Consider the following 15,938-nt stretch of genomic DNA (forward strand, 5'->3'; position numbering starts at 1 on the left):
TCAGCTTTCGGCGGTCAGCCGTCAGCAGGGAGGGGAGGCGTCCGAGGATGGGCGTCTCCCTCTCTCCTTGTTTCCCCCTCTGACGTTTACCTCGTCTTGAGGGTCGGACTTCGGGGCAACTTCGGGGGGGCCGGGTGCGTAATCATAGCCGCCAAGGAGGCACACCACACATGAGTATTCTTGACCGACTGTCCAGACTGCTGCGCGCCAACGTCAACGACCTCATCAGCCGGGCGGAGGACCCCGGCAAGGTTATCGACCAGGCCCTGCGCGACATGCGTGCGGCGTACGGCGAGGCGCGGGCCGAGGTGGCCGAGGCGATGAGCCAGGGCGCCAGGCTGGAGCGCGAGGCGAACACCAACCGCAGGCTCTCCGAGGAGTACGAGAAGAAGGCCGAGGAGGCCCTGCGCGGCGGCAGCGAGGAACTCGCCCGCGAGGCGCTGCGCCGTGCTCAGAACCACAAGGACCTCGCCAAGGGGTTCGAGGAACAGCTTGGCATTCAGCGCGGCACCGTCGATCAGCTCAAGACGCAACTGCGCGCGTTGGAGGCCAAGATCGACGAGCTGGAGTCCAGGAAGTCCCTGCTCGCCGCCCGGCAGAAGACCGCCCAGGCGGGCGCGACCCTCGACCGGGTGAGTGGCTTCGACAAGGCGGGGGGCGCGATGAACGCCTTCGAGGAGATGGAGCAGAAGGTGTCGGGCATGGAGGACCGCAACCGCGCGATGACCGAACTGCGCGAGGGGAACGACATCGACGCCCAGCTCCGCGACCTGGGCCGGGACCGCGAACTCGACGACGCCTTCACCGCCCTCAAGGCCCGGGTACAGGGCGGGGACAAGCAGGGTTGAGGTGTCCCGGCTCGACGGGGAAGGGGCGCCCTGGGCGCCCTTTCTCTCTTTTATCTTGCGACTCCGGTCAGCCTGACTTCAGGAATGCTGACAGAATGGTATGGATGCCCTGCCTTACCCTCTCCACCATGCGAGGCCGCTTCCCCCTCCTCGCCCTCCCGCTCATGGCGGCGCTGGGGGCCTGCACGCCCGCCGTCACCAGGAGCGCGCCCCCCGTTCAGGCCAGCACCCCGGTCGGCCGCGTGTCGTTCTACCCCCAGGAGACGGGCCTGGCCTGGACCTACCTCCCGGAGGGGGAGACGGCAGGCGGCGCCCCTTACACCCTGCGGGCGCTGGGCCCGACCGTCTTCGCCGGGCAGACCGTCCTCGCCTCGCAGCTCACCGGGCGCGGCGCCGAGCAGACGTGGTACCGGCAGGTGGACGCCTCCGGGGTGCGGCTGCTGGGCTTCCGCAAGCCGGGCGTCACCGTGGGCCTGGAACCCGCCTGGGTGGAGGCCCCCACCGAGGGCGCGTGGCGGGTGGGCCTTTCCTGGCAGGGCGAGAGCCGCGTGACCGTCACGAGCGACGACGGCCGGGTCCAGGCGCAGGGCACCCTGCGTTACCGCTACGACGTGCAGGACCGCCGCCGGGTGACCACCCCGGGCGGGACCTTCGACGTGTGGGTCGTGACCCGCCAGATTACGGACGACGTGGGCGGCCTCTTCCCGCAGGCGCAGCAACTGTGGTTCGCGCCCTTCGTGGGCGACGTGCGGACGCCGGAGGGCCTGCTCCTCACGGGGAGGAACTTCAATGCACGTTAAGGGATCAGGCGGCCCGGGCGGGACATTCGGAGTGCCCCCCGCCCCTAAGCTCATGCCCAAGGGAGGCCAGCCTTGAGCGAGCCAACGACCACCTCCAGCCTGTCCCCGGCCAGCCGCACACCGCTCCTCGACCGGGTGAACAGCCCGGAGGATCTCAAGAAACTTTCCCGCGACCAGCTTCCGGGGCTCGCGGCGGAGCTGCGGGACGAGATCGTGCGCGTGTGCTCGGTGGGTGGCCTGCACCTGGCGAGCTCTCTCGGCGCGACCGACCTGATCGTGGCGCTCCATTATGTCCTGAATTCCCCGCGCGACCGCATCCTCTTCGACGTGGGGCACCAGGCCTACGCGCACAAGATGCTCACCGGGCGCCGCTCGCGGATGCCCACGGTGAAGAAGGAGGGCGGCCTCAGCGGCTTCACCAAGGTCAGCGAGAGCGAGCACGACGCGATCACGGTGGGGCACGCGAGCACCTCGCTTGCCAACGCGCTCGGCATGGCGCTCGCCCGCGACGCGATGGGGCAGGACTACAAGGTCGCCGCCGTGATCGGGGACGGGTCCCTCACGGGCGGCATGGCCCTCGCCGCGCTGAACACCATCGGCGACATGGGGCGCAAGATGCTGATCATTCTCAACGACAACGAGATGAGCATCTCCGAGAACGTGGGCGCCATCAACAAGTTCATGCGCGGCCTCCAGGTCCAGAAGTGGTTCCAGGAGGGCGAGGGCGCCGGGAAAAAGGCCATGCAGGCCGTCAGCAAGCCCCTCGCCGACTTCATGAGCCGCGCCAAGAGCAGCACCCGGCACTTCTTCGACCCCGCGAGCGTGAACCCCTTCGCGGCGATGGGCGTGCGGTACGTGGGCCCGGTGGACGGTCATAACGTTCAGGAACTCGTGTGGCTGATCGAGCGGCTCTCAGATCTCGACGGGCCGACCATCCTCCACGTCGTCACGAAGAAGGGCAAGGGACTGAGCTACGCGGAGGCCGATCCCATCTACTGGCACGGCCCCGGCAAGTTCGACCCGGCGACCGGCGAGTTCAAACCGAGCGACGCCTACTCCTGGAGCGCGGCCTTCGGGGACGCGGTGACCGAGCTGGCGAAGCAGGACCCGCGCACCTTCGTGATCACCCCCGCCATGCGCGAGGGGAGCGGCCTCGTGAAGTACAGCCAGGTTCACCCCCACCGTTACCTCGACGTGGGGATCGCCGAGGACGTGGCGGTGACGACCGCCGCCGGGATGGCGCTACAAGGCCTGCGGCCCATCGTGGCGATCTACTCGACCTTCCTGCAACGGGCGTACGATCAGGTGCTGCACGACGTCGCCATCGAGAACCTGAACGTCACCTTCGCCATCGACCGGGGCGGCATCGTGGGGGCGGACGGGGCGACGCACAACGGCGTGTTCGACCTGAGTTACCTGCGGTCCATCCCGAACGTCCACATCGGTCTGCCGAAGGACGCCGCCGAGCTGCGCGGAATGCTGAAGGCGGCGCAGGAACAGCCCGGCCCCTTCGCCATCCGCTACCCGCGCGGCAACACGGAGCGCGTGCCGGAAGGAACGTGGCCGGAGTTGAAGTGGGGCACCTGGGAGCGGCTGCGGGAGGGCGACGGCGTGGTGATCCTGGCGGGCGGCAAGGCGCTGGAGTACGCCCTGCGGGCGAGTGCCGACCTGCCCGGCGTCGGCGTGGTGAACGCCCGCTTCGTGAAGCCGCTCGACGAGAGGATGCTGCGCGAGGTGGCCGGGAAGGCGCGGGCGCTGATCACGGTGGAGGACAACACCGTCGTCGGCGGCTTCGGGAGCGCGGTCCTGGAGGCGCTGAGTAGGATGGGGCTGCGGACGCCCGTGCGGGTGCTCGGCATCCCCGACGAGTTCCAGGACCACGCGACGGTGGAGAGCGTCCACGCGCGGGCGGGAATCGACGCGCAGGCGATCCGCACGGTGCTCGCCGAACTCGGCGTGAACGTGCCCATCGAGGTATAGGGGCGAACGAGGAGGGCGGGGGCGGGCCGGGAACCTGTCCCCCGCCTTCTCCTTTCGCCGCTCAGGTCGCCGGGAACACCCCGCGCAGATACGCCTCCAAGCCCGTCGCGGGCTGGCCCGTCATCCGCTCCACCACGTCCGTCACCCGGTCGAAGTGCCCGGCGGCAATCGCGGCGTAGATGCCGCCGACGCCCGCCACGGCGGGGGGTGGGAAGCCTGCGGCGGCGAGTCCTGCCTGGAACTCTTCCAGCGAGACGGCCTCGTACCGCACCTCGCGCCCGGTGACCCGTCCGAGCCGTTCGGCGACCTCCGCCTGGGTCAGCGACTCCGACCCGGTGATCTCCAGCACCTCGCCCTCGTGCCCGCCTCCTTCGAGGAGGGCGGCGGCTACGGCGGCGATGTCGTCGCGCGAGACGTAGGTGGCCCGGGCGTCGCCGGTGGGGGCGCGGTGGACGCCACTTTGCGCCGCCTGCCGCAGGGTCATCCCGAGGCTGTCGAGGTACAGGCTGGGCCGCAGGATCGTGAAGCGGGCGCCGCTCCCCCGCAGGGCCTGCTCGGTCGCCGCGTGGGTCGCCGCCGCCCGGAAGGGGGAGGTCGGGTCCACATCCAGGAAGGAGGTGTACGAGATGCGCTCCACGCCGGCCTCGCGGGCGGCCTGGATCGCCCGCAGGTGCTGGCGCACGCGCGCAGCTTCGTCGTGGGCGGGCGTGGAGAGCAGCAGGAGGTGAGTGCTTCCCCGCACGGCGTCCGCGAAACCCGGCGCCTCGTACTCGGTCGCCACGACCTCCACGCCCCGCTCGGTGAGCCAGGGGACCTGACCCGGATCACGGGTGGAGGCGCGAAAAGGGACGCCCCGGTCGAGCAGGAGGCGCGCGATGCGGCCCGAGAGTTGTCCGGACACTCCGGTCAGAAAGATCATGCGGTCTCCTTAGACGCCCAGCTTGTCGGCCAGGGCCCGCACCGCGTCGGCGGTCGTGACCGGGCCGTGGCCCACGTACACCTCGCGCGGGGCGAGGTCGGCGATCTTGCGGACGGTGCGATGGGCCTGCGCCATGTCGGCGGTGAAGAAGGGCGGCCCCATCACCGCCTGCCCGCGACGTGAGGCGATGGCGTCCGCCGCGACGAGCACCCCGTCCCGCAGCAGCCCGATCTGCCCCGGCGTGTGCCCGGGGAGGTGGACGACCTGCCAGCCCATCAGCGTGTCGCCCTCGTCGAGCGTCTGCAGGGCGGCCCTCGGCACGGGCGGCACGGGGAAGCTGAGGAAGCGACCGATCACGGGAACGGGCAACGTCGGGCGCGGCGTTTCCCCGGTGAGGTAGGGCAGGTCGAGGGGATGAGCGTACATGGGCAGGCCGAGCGACTCCCACAGGAACCGCGCGCCGCCCGCGTGGTCGGGGTGGTGGTGGGTGAGGAGGACCGCCTTCACCCCCGCCTCCCGCGCCCAGTGGAGGACCTTCTCGCGCGTTCCGGCGAGGCCGCTGTCCACCAGAAGGGGGCCCTCGTCGGTCTGGAGCAAGTAGGTGTTCGCCCCGAAGGTGCGGTACTCAAGCATGTTGGTCGGCGGCCTCTCGCGTTCCGAAGGCGTCCGCGTGCTCCCGCACCCAGTCTTCCAGCGGGGTGAGCGGGACCGGCATCTTTTGCAGGGCCGAATCCACGTCCACATTGCTCGACATGCTCGGCGGGTCGGCGAAGGCCCGCGCGTACGCCATCGCCGCGAACCGGCCCATGCCCGGGTAGATCGTGTCCATCTTCTGCCCGAAGACCTCGGGGGAAAGCGGCTCGAACCTGATCGCACGGCCCAGAGCGCGGCTGAAGCGCTCGGCCACCTCCTCGCCGCTGAGGCTCTCGGGCCCCGCCACCTTGAGGTTGAGCGGCGCGAGGTCGGGGTGAGCGAAGGCGTAGGCGGCGAACTTCCCCAGGTCGTCCGACGCGATCCACTGCATCCGCACCTCGTTGGGCACGGGGTAGGTGAAGACGTTTCTGGAGGCCACCTCGGGAGCTGTCCAGGGGCCGAGGAAGTTCTCCATGTACCCGGTTGGTTGCAAGACGACGTACGGCAGCCTGCTCGCCTGGATGACCTCCAGCACGTCGAGCCGCACGTCCAGGCCCGGGTTGCCCGTTCCCGCGGGGGCGATCTCCCCGCTCGCGTTCCACACCAGGAGGCGCACGCCCGCCTCCCGTGCCGCGTCGATCACATTGCGTGCCTGCGTGGGGCGGTCCATCGGGTTCCCGCCCGCGAACGGCAGGTGGAAGACCACCCCATCCGCGCCCGTGCTCGCCCGGCGGGTGGCCTCGGCGTCGCTCAGGTCGCCCTGCATCACCTCGGCCCCCAGCGCCCGCAGGTCCCCGGCCCGCTCGGGTTGGCGGACCAGAATCCTGACCCGGTGGCCCGCCTCCAGCAAGCGGCGCGCGACCGGCTCGCCCTGGGAACCCGTGGCCCCGTACACCAGAATCGTGGTTATCTTTTGCCCTCCTGTAGTCGTCATCCCGCGAGTGTGCCCGGGGCGCGGGGTGAGGGGGCAAGAGGAACCTTAGCGGGGGTTGAGGCAGGGGGACGGGAATTGGAGCCGGGGTTACCCAGGGCACGTTCCCGTCACCGAAGCGAGGGTGACAACGCCTTGCTCAAGGAGCATGCCTCCCGCTCCGGTGAAAGCGTACCCTACTTCGATGTTCTGGCCTGGTTTAACATCCTGGCAAAGTACCAGCCCCAGCTCCAAGTCACCTTTATGGCTCAAAGCATTGTCAGAAACAACCAGAACACCGGGATATTGTTTGGTGCCCACATTCACATAACCGCCCGTGGCTCTGGATGCTAACGCAGAGCTTTTTGGGTGGGTGTAGAGTGTCAACATCTGTACAGCGGGAAAGTTAATTTCCTGTTGGAATACTTCTCCTCCTGAAATATGCACACTGATGCCCAAGAACCCCGGAGACGATCCTCCACGGTTACACGAGGAGAGCATCAGCGAGGAGATTGCAAAGGCAACTGAGGAGACCGCGAACTTCTTCAATTCACTAAATTTCATCTTTAAAGCTCTCCCTTTTCAGCCACAGCATGACAGACGATCACCCTCGCACGCCCGAGGTGAACGGATCATCTGTCCTCCTTGTACTCCTTCGCAGAGGGCTCAGCGAGAAGATTTGCGCCGCCTACTCCCGCACCTGCCCCTCCCCCACCACGACCCACTTCGTCGTCGTCAGTTCGCGCAGGCCCATCGGGCCCCGGGCGTGGAGCTTCTGGGTGCTGATGGCGACCTCCGCGCCGAGGCCGAGTTGCCCGCCGTCGTTGAAGCGGGGGCTGGCGTTCACCATGACGGCGGCGCTGTCCACGTCCTGAACGAAACGCTCGGCCTGGGCGGAGTCGCGGGTCAGGATCACGTCAGTGTGGTTGCCGTGCGCGGCGATGAAGTCGAGGGCCTCGCCCAGCCCGGAGACGGTGCGAATGCTGGCGGTCAGGGCCAGGAACTCGGTGCCGTAATCCGCGTCTGTAGCGAGTTCGGCCTGGACCCCGGCCCCCTGCAAAGTGGCGAGGGCGGGAGGATCGGCACGCAGGGTGACGCCGTGCAAGGTGAGGTTCCGCGCGATGGCGGGTAGGGCGGGCAGCGCCCCCTCGTGGATGAGCAGCGTGTCGAGGGCGTTGCAGGCGCTGGGCTTCTGGACCTTGGCGTTGCGGATGATCGCCACGGCCCGCTCCACGTCGGCGGGGTCGCGGGTGAAGCTCTCGTCGAGGTAGATGTGGACGACGCCGATCCCGCCCACGATGACGGGGACGGTGGCGTTCTCGACGCAGTAACGGTGGAGGCCCGCCCCGCCCCGGGGGATGATCGCGTCCACGAGGTCGTCGAGCCGCAGGAGTTCGAGCATCCGCTCGCGGGCGGGGTCGCGGATAACCTGAATGGCGTCGCCCGGCAGGCCCTCCGCCTCCAGCGCCGCGCGGATGGCAGCCTCCAGCGCCGCGTTGCTGTTCACCGTCTCCTTGCCCCCGCGCAGGATGGCCGCGTTACCGCTCATCAGGGCGAGGGCCGAGACGTCCACGGTCACGTTCGGGCGGCTCTCGTAGATCACGCCGAGGACCCCGAGGGGCACCCGGCGGCGCGAGACGCGGATGCCGGTGGGGCGCACCTCCTCGGGCGTGGTCTCCCCCACCGGGTCGGGCAGGCGGGCAACGGCCTCCACGTCCGAGGCGATGGCTGCCAGCGAGGGCGCGTCGAGCCGCAGGCGGGCGACCATGTGGGCGGGGAGGCCCGCTCCTTCGGCCGCCGCCACGTCCCGCGCGTTCGCCGCGAGGATGTCGGCCTCGCGGGCCCGCAGTTCCCGCGCGACGGCGTGCAGGGCCGACGCCTTGCGCGCGGTGGGGAGCGAGCGCAGCACCCGCGCCGCCCGCCGCGCCCGCACGCCCATCTCCCGAACGGTGAGGGTCCCGGTGGTCGTCATGGGGGCAGGGTAGCAGGGGCGGGTGGCATGTCGCCCTTGGCTTGTCGAGCTTGTTGGGAGAGGGGGAAGAGGCGGGGCGCTCCCGCCCGCTACAGCCTCACCAGATCGTCCCGGTGGACCGCCTCGGGCCCGTAGGTGAAGCCCAGCACCGCCTCGATGTCGCGCGAGTGGCGGCCCGCGATCCGGGCGAGGTCGGCGGCGCGGTAGCGGGTCAGGCCCCGCGCGACCTCGGAGCCGTCGGGGGCGAGGAGGCGGACGGTGTGGCCGCGCTCGAAGGGGCCGTGGACGGCGGCGATCCCGGCGGGGAGGAGGCTGCCCCCGCGCTCGCGCACCGCCCGGGCGGCCCCCTCGTCGAGCGTGACCCGGCCCGTGGCGATCTCGGCGAGAATCCAACGTTTGCGGGCCTCCAGCCGCGAGCCGTGCGCGAGAAAACGGGTGCCGATCCCCCCGCCGCCCACCAGCCGGGTGAGGGCGTTCTCGGCGTCGCCGGGGGCGATCACGACGGGTGTGCCCGCGCGGGTGGCGATCTCGGCGGCCTGAATCTTGGTGTGCATCCCGCCCGTGCCCCGGTGGCTGCCCGCCCCGCCCGCGAGCGCCCAGACCTCGGGGGTCACCCGTTCGACGACCGGGATCAGGGTGGCGTCCGGGTGGGTGCGCGGGTCGGCGGTGTACAGGCCCGGCGCGTCGGTCAGGATCACCAGCAGGTCGGCCTCCACGAGGTTCGCCACGAAGGCCGAGAGGGTATCGTTGTCGCCCACCTTGAGCTGCCCGGTCGCCACCGCGTCGTTCTCGTTGATGATCGGCAGGACGCCCCGGGTGAGACACCCCTCCAGGGTGGTGCGGGCGTTGAGGTAGCGGGTGCGGTCCCGGAAGTCGTCGGCGGTCAGGAGCACCTGCGCGACGCTGACCCCGTAGAGGTCGGCCAGGGAGGCGTAGGTGTGCATCAGCCGCCCCTGCCCGACCGCCGCGAGGAGTTGCTTCTCGGCGAGCGTCCGGTCGCGCGGCGGGAAGCCCAGCGCCTCCCAGCCCGCGAGCACCGCGCCGCTGGTGACGAGGACGACCTCGTGCCCGGCGCGCCTCACCGCCGCCACGTCGCGGATCAGGTCCACCAGCCGGGGGCGGTGCAGGCGGTCGCTGCCCGCCGTGAGGACGCTGGTGCCGAGCTTGAGGACGACGCGCATGGGGCCCAGGATAGGGGCAGCGGCGGGCGGCCCCAACTCCACAACTCCACCAGCGTACCGGGCGCGGTCCCGACGTGGATGACGCCGGGAACAAGACCGGCTTGGCCCTGCACTGACGGGCGGCTGATGGCGGGGGCGAACGCTGGGGGCAGGAGCCCTCATCCCCGAACACCCCACTCGCCGGAGGTCCCCATGCGAATCCAGCCGCACCGCCCCGCCTCTCCCCTCACGCCCCTCCTGGTCACCCTCGGCCTGCTGTCCGCCCTGGTCGTCCTCCTGGCCGGGTGGGTGGCGGGGGGCGTGGTCCTCGTGCTCGCCCTGCTCCTTCTCACCACGGCCTACGGGCGCGAGCGAGAACGGCGGGGCGGCAGGGGCAGGTCGGGCGGGACGGACGGCGGCGCCTGGGTCTGGGGCCCCGGCGACTCCGGCGGGAGCGGGGAGGATTGCGACGCTGGCGGCGGGGGCGAGGGCGGGGGAAGTGACGGCGGCGGGTGCGGCGGCGAGTAGGGCCCTCCCCTACCCGCCCCGCCACGAGCGGAAGGTTTCGCGCAGCAGCCGGGCCGCCTCGCCCTCCCGGACGCCGCCCGTCACTCGCGGGACGTGGCCCCAGGGCTGGGCGAGCAGGTCGGTGACGCCCCCCAGCGCCCCCGCCTTGGGATTGCGCGCCCCGAACACGACGTGGCCCACCCGCGCCTCGACCGCCGCGCCCAGGCACATCGGGCAGGGTTCGAGCGTGACGACGAGGGTGCAGCCCGTGAGGTAGGGGGTGGCGAGGGTGCGGGCCGCCTCCCGCAGCGCCCCGAGTTCGGCGTGGCGGGTCATGTCCCCCGCCTCGCGGCTGGTGTTGCGCCCACGCCCGACGACCGCCCCGTCCGGCCCGAGGACGACCGCGCCGACCGGCACCTCGCCCGCCGAGGCCGCCTCGCGGGCCAGGGCGAGCGCCCCCCCCATCGCGGTGTGGAGGGGGTCGGGCGGCTGGCCCGCCGCCTCGCGCGCCCCCACCGCCCAGAGGGGAGGGCGCAAGCCCACCCACCGCACGTCCTGGCCCACCACGAGGAGGGGCACCCGGTCCCGCTCCTCGCGCGGCACCTTCGCGTCGGTGAGCACGTCGCTGAGCTTGCGCGTGCCGCCGGGGAGACGGAGGCGGTCGCCGTCCTGCCGGGTGCGGAGAGTCCAGCCCTCGGGAAGCGGAAAGGTGGGGGCGGACCAGGCTTGCGGCGCGAGGTGCAGCCTGCCCCCCGTCGCCGTCACGTCCCGCGCACCGGGGAGGGTGACGTGGGCCGTCCGTCCCCCCGAGAGCGCGTCGGCGAGCGTGGCGACGTGTTCGGCGTGGTACGGCAGACCGGCTTCCTTCAACGCCCCGGTGACGTACCGCCGCAGCACGGCGGGCGGCTGGGCGGCGAGGGGCGCGTGGTCGGTGAGACGTGAGGCCCGCTCCCCCAGCGCCGCGTCGTCCTCGCGGGCGAAGGCGGCGACGCGGGCGAGGGCCGACTCGACCTCGGGGAAGCGCCCCGCCAGGAGTGGGAGGACGACCGTCCGCAACCAGGCGCGCGTCTGGGCCAGGTCGGCGTTCGTGGGGTCCTCGCGCCAGCCCTGCCCGAGGGAACACAGGAAGGCCTCGACCTCGGCGCGGGGCACGTCCAGCCAGGGGCGGCGCACCCGGCCCCGGACGGGGGGAATGCCGTTCAGGACTGCCTCGCCGCGCAGGAGTTGCCCCAGCACCGTCTCCGCCTGGTCGCGACGGGTGTGGGCGGTGAGGACCGTGGACGCGCCGTGCCGCTTCGCCATCCGGCCCAGGAACTCGTAACGCACCCGGCGGGCCGCGTCCTCCAGGTTCCAGCCGCGCCGCCCGGCGACCACCGCCACATCCACCCTTGTCGTCTCGAAGGGCACGCCCAGCTCCTCCGCAAGGGCGCGCACCCACCCGGCGTCCTCCCCCGACCCCTCGCGCAGGGCGTGGTCGAGGTGGGCCGCGACGGGCCGCGCGTGGGCGATCACCAGGGCCCGCAGCAGCGCCACGCTGTCCGCACCGCCCGACACGCCGACGACGACCACGCGCTCCGCAAAGGGCAGCAGTGACGCGGTGAGGTCGGGGACCGTGGGGCGGGGCACGCGGGCATTGTAGGGGCGGGCCGTAGAATCGGCGCATGAGCCCCCGTGTCGGTCAACCCGCCCCCGATTTCGACGCGCGCAGCGACGACGGCCGCCCCGTGCGGCTCGCCGAGTTGCGCGGGTACTGGGTGGTGCTGTACTTCTACCCCCGCGCGAACACGCCCGGCTGCTCCGTCGAGGCCCGGCGCTTCGAGGCCGCCCTGCCCGAGTTCGAGCGCCTGAACGCGACCGTGATCGGCGTGAGCACCGACACCGAGGCCCGGCAGGCCAGCTTCCGCGACACCTGCTCGCTGAGTTTCCCCCTGATTCCCGACGGCGACCGGGCGATCAGCCGCGCCTACGGGGTGATCGGGGGACTGGGCGGGCTGCTGGGGATGGCGGCGCGCGAGACCTTCCTGATCGACCCGGGGGGCCAGCTCGCCCACCACTGGCGCGGGGTGAACCCGGCCACCCACGCCGCCGACGTGCTGCGCCTGCTGGAGGAAAGGGCGGCCTCCGTCGTCAGCGTGTCCTAGCGTCCGGCGTCTGGACCACCCGCTCGGGTTCCTGGGGATAGAGCCAGCGCAGGAAGACCAGGAACAGGCCGATCACCGTCGCCGTGCTCGTCGTCAGGAAGGCGATGATCACCCCGGCCTCCAGCCGGAAGGGGCGGCCCCCCAGCGTGCCCCACCCCACCGCGACGGTGAGGATCACGTCGGCGACGAGCCAGAGGGTCGCCAGCGTGAACACCGCGAAGCCCGCCCAGCCGCGCCACCGCTGCTGCGCCCGGGCCTCGCTGAGCGAGAGGGCCTGACGCTGGCGCAGGTAATCCTCGTCGGCCCGTTGGCGGCGCTCGTTTTCCAGGCCGCCCTCCACCCGGGCCTGGATGGCGCTCGTCGGGATGACGGGGTCAGGCCGGGGAGTGGTCATGGAGTCATGGGTCCCACTCAGGCGCTGCGGGCGAGCGTGGTGTAGTACTCGCGGGTGACCTCGTTGGGGATCAGGTCGTTCGGCCTCCCGTACACCTGGGTCCAGGGACTGCCCCTCAGGTGGGTCAGGCGCGAGAGTTCATCGCCGTCCATCTGCCCGTAGGTCGTCCACACGCTGCGGATGACCTCCTGGGCGGCAGAGTCGCCCCTCAGGTCGGGCTCGCCCGGCGACACGTCGAGCGGCTCCGCGATGGGCGTGCGCCCCCGGCCCCCCCAGTAGTCCCACAGGCGGCGGACGACCGGGCCGCGTTGCCAGGCGTGGACCGTGTTGTAGATCAGGGGCCGTCCCAGCAGCGCCAGCGTCCACCCGTGCGCGATGTAGACCAGCTTGTGCACCTGCATCTGCGTGAGGGTCCGCCCCTCCGCCCGCGCGAGGTCGAGGAAGGCGTTCGCCACCACCTCGGCGGCGTACCCGGTCTTGGTCGGATCGTCGATGGTGACCGTCAACGTCGGCCTCCTTTCTGATCACAGCGTAACACGCCGGGAGGAGTGTGAACTGTGGGAGGTGGACCGTGAAGTTTTACACGTCACGGTCCACCTCCGTCACGCCGCAACCTACAGCGTCGCCAGCGCCTCCCGCATGATCGAGAGCCCGGTGGCCGCCTCCTCGCGGGTCAGGATCAGCGGCGGGCTGATGCGGATGACCGCCTCGCCGCAGTCGAGGTTGAGGAGGCCACGCTCGAAGATCGCCAGACTCGCCGCGTCGCGGAGCTTCCCGTCGGGGCTCCCGTCCGGTTTCACGAACTCCAGGCCGATGAACAGGCCCTCGCCGCGTACGTCCCCCAGGAAGGGGAAGTCCGGTTGCATCTTCCGCACCTCGGCCAGGATGAAGGCGCCGACCTCACGGGCGTTCTCCATCAGGCTCTCGCCGCAGCCGGGGTGCTTCACCACGCCCTCCAGCAGGTCGAGGGTGGCGTGCGCCGCCGCCGCTGCCACCGGGTTGCCGCCGAAGGTCGAGCCGTGCGAGCCGACGGGCCAGGTCATGACCGACTCCTTGGCGAGCATCGCGGAGATGGGCAGGCCCGAGGCGATGCCCTTGGCGAGGGTGACGATGTCCGGTTGAACGTCGAAATTCTGGAACGAGAACATCTTCCCCGTGCGGCCCATGCCCGCCTGCACCTCGTCGAAGATCAGGAGAATGCCGTGCCGGTCGCAGAGTTCGCGCAGTTTCGGCAGGAAGTTCGCAGGCGGCACGATGTACCCGCCCTCGCCCTGCATGGGCTCGATGATGAAGGCGGCGACCTCGTCGGCGGGGATGACCGTCTGGAACAGCAGTTCGATGTGGTCGAGAACCGCCTGCCCGCAGGTCTCCGGCGTGCTGCCCAACGGCGGGCGGAAGGGGTTGGGGTAGGGGACGTGCGAGACGTTCGGCAGGAGCGGGCCGAAGCCGCGCTTGTACTTCGTCTTGGAGCCCGTCAGCGTGATCGCCCCGTACGTCCGCCCGTGGAAGGAGCCCAGCGTGGAGATGATGTGGCTGCGCCCGGTGTGGTTGCGCGCGAGCTTGACCGCCGCCTCGACCGCCTCCGCGCCGGAGTTGCCGAAGAACACGCGCCACTTCTCGGCGGGCCGCTCGATGTGGGCGACCAGCCGCTCGGCCAGGCTCGTGGTGATCTCCTGCGGGTAGTCGGTGAGGCAGACGTGCGAGAAGCGCGTGACCTGCTCCTGAACGGCCTTCACCACATGCGGGTGCGCGTGCCCGGTCGTGCTGACCGCGATCCCCGCGAAGAAGTCGAGCATGGTGTTCCCGTCCACGTCGGTCAGCCACACGCCCTCGCCGCGCTCCGGCACGAAGGGATAGGGCCTCATGTAGGAGGTGGAGAGGTGCCGAGAGTCGCGCTCCATGATGGCTTTCGTCTTGGGGCCGGGGAGGGCGGTCTTGAGTTCGGGCTGGCGGGGTTTGGGGAGGGCGGTCATGGATGGGTCTCCTGCGAGTTGAATGTTTTTTTGGACGTTGAGGCGGTGGGTGAACCCCTCAGTCCGCTTCGCGGACAGCTCCCCTCAAGGGGAGCCTAAGAATTTGCCTCCCCTTAAGGGGAGGTGCCCCGAAGGGGCGGAGGGGTTCGCCCACCGCTCAATCCCCGCTTACCGGCTCCGGCACCTGCACCATCCCGTCCGGCGCGGTGTCGGTGACGGTCGCACTCCCCACCCCATACGCCGCCCACTTGTCCTCGCGGCTGTTGAGGCGGTGTTGAACGGCACCGGGGCGGTTGCGGCTCTCGCTGAACTCCTTCGGCTCGATGGAGATGCGCTCGCCTTCGAGGAGGCCGTAGATGCCGCTCTGGCCGGGCTCCTTGCGCTGCCAGTCCTCTGGGACAGCCATGTCAGGGCCGCTGTAGTCGGTCGGCTCGGAGTAAGCGGCGATGTAGCCCTCGAAGTTGCGGAGGATCAGCTTTTCGGGCGAGTGCGAGAGCACGTAGTTGGGCGCGACCGGAATCTTGCCGCCGCCGCCGGGCGCGTCCACCACATAGGTCGGAATGGAGTAGCCGCTCGTGTGCCCGCGCAGGCTCTCCATGATCTCCAGGCCCTTGCTCACCGTGGTCCGCAGGTGCCCCGCCCCGTGCACGAGGTCGCACTGGTAGATGTAGTAGGGCCGCACACGAATCTTGACGAGTTCGCGCAGGAGCTTTTGCATGATCACGGGATGGTCGTTCACCCCGCGCAGCAGGACGCTCTGGTTGCCCAACGGTACGCCCGCGCGGGTGAGGCGGTCGCAGGCCTCCGCCACCTCCGGCGTGATCTCCTTGGGGTGGTTGACGTGGATATTCATCCACAGCGGATGGTTCTCGGCCAGCACGTCGCACAGTTCCTGGGTCACGCGCATGGGCATGAAGACCGGGACGCGCGTGCCGATGCGGATGATCTCGATGTGCTCGATCTTGCGCAGTTCGGAAAGCAGGCGGCCCAGCACCTTCGGGGCGAGGGTCAGCGGGTCGCCGCCAGAAAGCAGCACGTCGCGCACCTGGGGAGTCTTTCGCAGGTAGTCGAGTTGCGCCTCGTACTCGGCGGGGTTGAAGGTCTCGGAAGGGTCGCCCACGATGCGCGAGCGGGTGCAGTAACGGCAGTACGACGCGCACTGGGTCGTCACCAGCATCAGCACCCGGTCGGGGTAGCGGTGGACGAGGCCGGGCACCGGGCTGTGCTTGTCCTCGGCGAGCGAGTCCTCCATCATCGCGGTGAAGGGCTCCAGCTCGTGGTGGGTGGGGATCACCTGGCGCCGCACGGGGCAGGTGGGGTCCTCCGGGTCCATCAACGAGGCGAAATACGGGGTGATGTCGAGGCGGAAGATGCCCTTGGCCGAGGCCCCCAGTCGCTCGCTCTCGGTGAGGCGGATGACTTCCTCCAACTCCTCGACCGAGTTGATGCGGTTCTTGAGCTGCCACTTCCAGTCGTACCACTGCTCGTCGGGCACGCTGGCCCACTTCGGGGCGCGGTGGTTGCGGGGCAGCATCTGCTGAGACCGGACGGTCGCCTGCGGGTGCAGTGTCGTTGCACGGGTCATGTGGCTCTCCTGTTACAGAATGAAATGTGATCTCTTCCCTCTCATTGTTGGGCTTAGGGACAGCATTTGGAATACGTGGGGGCTGTTCAAGTGCCACGTCGAGGCGTGAGGGAGGC

At 70.5% G+C, this 15,938-nt stretch carries 16 protein-coding genes; 5 read left to right on the forward strand and 11 right to left on the reverse strand.

The features are described from left to right. Positions 1–170: 170 nt before the first annotated feature. The 3 genes from DAETH_RS08760 to dxs all read left to right on the forward strand — a co-directional run bounded on the left by DAETH_RS08760 (position 171) and on the right by dxs (position 3,628). Positions 171–848, forward strand: a complete 678-nt coding sequence (locus tag DAETH_RS08760; protein WP_264774516.1) for a PspA/IM30 family protein — start codon at positions 171–173, stop codon at positions 846–848. Positions 849–976: 128 nt separating this feature from the next. Then, positions 977–1,648: a hypothetical protein gene (locus DAETH_RS08765; RefSeq protein WP_264774517.1), complete on the forward strand. Its 672-nt coding sequence runs from the start codon at positions 977–979 to the stop codon at positions 1,646–1,648. 72 nt (positions 1,649–1,720) lie between these two features. Further along, positions 1,721–3,628 (forward strand): 1-deoxy-D-xylulose-5-phosphate synthase, encoded by a 1,908-nt coding sequence (gene dxs / locus DAETH_RS08770; RefSeq protein WP_264774518.1) that lies wholly within the window; start codon positions 1,721–1,723, stop codon positions 3,626–3,628. A gap of 61 nt (positions 3,629–3,689) precedes the next feature. On the opposite strand, the gene DAETH_RS08775 is transcribed toward dxs, so the two are convergent. The 6 genes from DAETH_RS08775 to proB form a co-directional block, all read right to left on the reverse strand. Further along, positions 3,690–4,547, reverse strand: a complete 858-nt coding sequence (locus DAETH_RS08775) for an SDR family oxidoreductase (RefSeq protein WP_264774519.1) — start codon at positions 4,545–4,547, stop codon at positions 3,690–3,692. A 9-nt stretch (positions 4,548–4,556) separates the two neighbouring features. Continuing rightward, entirely contained in the window at positions 4,557–5,180 is a 624-nt protein-coding gene (locus tag DAETH_RS08780) for an MBL fold metallo-hydrolase (protein ID WP_264774520.1), read from the reverse strand. Next, positions 5,173–6,114, reverse strand: coding sequence for an SDR family oxidoreductase (locus DAETH_RS08785; RefSeq protein WP_264774521.1), 942 nt, complete (start codon positions 6,112–6,114; stop codon positions 5,173–5,175). Before DAETH_RS08785 ends, DAETH_RS08780 begins: the two co-directional genes overlap by 8 nt. Before the next feature lie 87 nt (positions 6,115–6,201). Further along, complete coding sequence (locus DAETH_RS08790) at positions 6,202–6,654, reverse strand: hypothetical protein (protein ID WP_264774522.1); 453 nt, start codon at positions 6,652–6,654, stop codon at positions 6,202–6,204. Positions 6,655–6,778: 124 nt separating this feature from the next. Then, entirely contained in the window at positions 6,779–8,062 is a 1,284-nt protein-coding gene (locus tag DAETH_RS08795; RefSeq protein ID WP_264774523.1) for a glutamate-5-semialdehyde dehydrogenase, read from the reverse strand. Positions 8,063–8,151: 89 nt separating this feature from the next. Beyond that, entirely contained in the window at positions 8,152–9,243 is a 1,092-nt protein-coding gene (gene proB, locus DAETH_RS08800) for a glutamate 5-kinase (protein WP_264774524.1), read from the reverse strand. 192 nt (positions 9,244–9,435) lie between these two features. On the opposite strand from proB, the gene DAETH_RS08805 reads away from it, so the two are divergent. Beyond that, positions 9,436–9,750 (forward strand): hypothetical protein, encoded by a 315-nt coding sequence (locus DAETH_RS08805; protein WP_264774525.1) that lies wholly within the window; start codon positions 9,436–9,438, stop codon positions 9,748–9,750. 9 nt (positions 9,751–9,759) lie between these two features. Here the strand turns inward: DAETH_RS08805 and tilS are convergent, their stop codons facing one another. Beyond that, positions 9,760–11,355 carry a tRNA lysidine(34) synthetase TilS gene (gene tilS / locus DAETH_RS08810; RefSeq protein WP_264774526.1) on the reverse strand — a complete coding sequence of 532 codons (1,596 nt, stop codon included), beginning with the start codon at positions 11,353–11,355 and terminating at the stop codon, positions 9,760–9,762. A 35-nt stretch (positions 11,356–11,390) separates the two neighbouring features. Here tilS and DAETH_RS08815 point away from each other — a divergent pair, with 35 nt between their 5' ends. After that, the gene (locus DAETH_RS08815) at positions 11,391–11,870 is read left to right on the forward strand and encodes a peroxiredoxin (protein ID WP_264774527.1); all 480 of its coding nucleotides are present in this window, start codon (positions 11,391–11,393) and stop codon (positions 11,868–11,870) included. On the opposite strand, the gene DAETH_RS08820 is transcribed toward DAETH_RS08815, so the two are convergent. The 4 genes from DAETH_RS08820 to kamA form a co-directional block, all read right to left on the reverse strand. Further along, a complete protein-coding gene (locus tag DAETH_RS08820; protein WP_264774528.1) occupies positions 11,857–12,264 on the reverse strand; it encodes a hypothetical protein in 408 nt (135 codons plus the stop codon). The two genes, DAETH_RS08815 and DAETH_RS08820, sit on opposite strands and share 14 nt — an antisense overlap. Positions 12,265–12,281: 17 nt before the next feature. Next, the gene (locus DAETH_RS08825) at positions 12,282–12,770 is read right to left on the reverse strand and encodes a Panacea domain-containing protein (RefSeq protein WP_264774529.1); all 489 of its coding nucleotides are present in this window, start codon (positions 12,768–12,770) and stop codon (positions 12,282–12,284) included. A 108-nt stretch (positions 12,771–12,878) separates the two neighbouring features. Further along, positions 12,879–14,237 carry an acetyl ornithine aminotransferase family protein gene (locus DAETH_RS08830; protein ID WP_264774530.1) on the reverse strand — a complete coding sequence of 453 codons (1,359 nt, stop codon included), beginning with the start codon at positions 14,235–14,237 and terminating at the stop codon, positions 12,879–12,881. Between the two features lie 157 nt (positions 14,238–14,394). After that, a complete protein-coding gene (gene kamA / locus DAETH_RS08835; RefSeq protein ID WP_264774531.1) occupies positions 14,395–15,822 on the reverse strand; it encodes a lysine 2,3-aminomutase in 1,428 nt (475 codons plus the stop codon). Positions 15,823–15,938 lie beyond the last annotated feature (116 nt).

This window comes from Deinococcus aetherius (genome assembly GCF_025997855.1).
GTDB lineage: Bacteria > Deinococcota > Deinococci > Deinococcales > Deinococcaceae > Deinococcus > Deinococcus aetherius.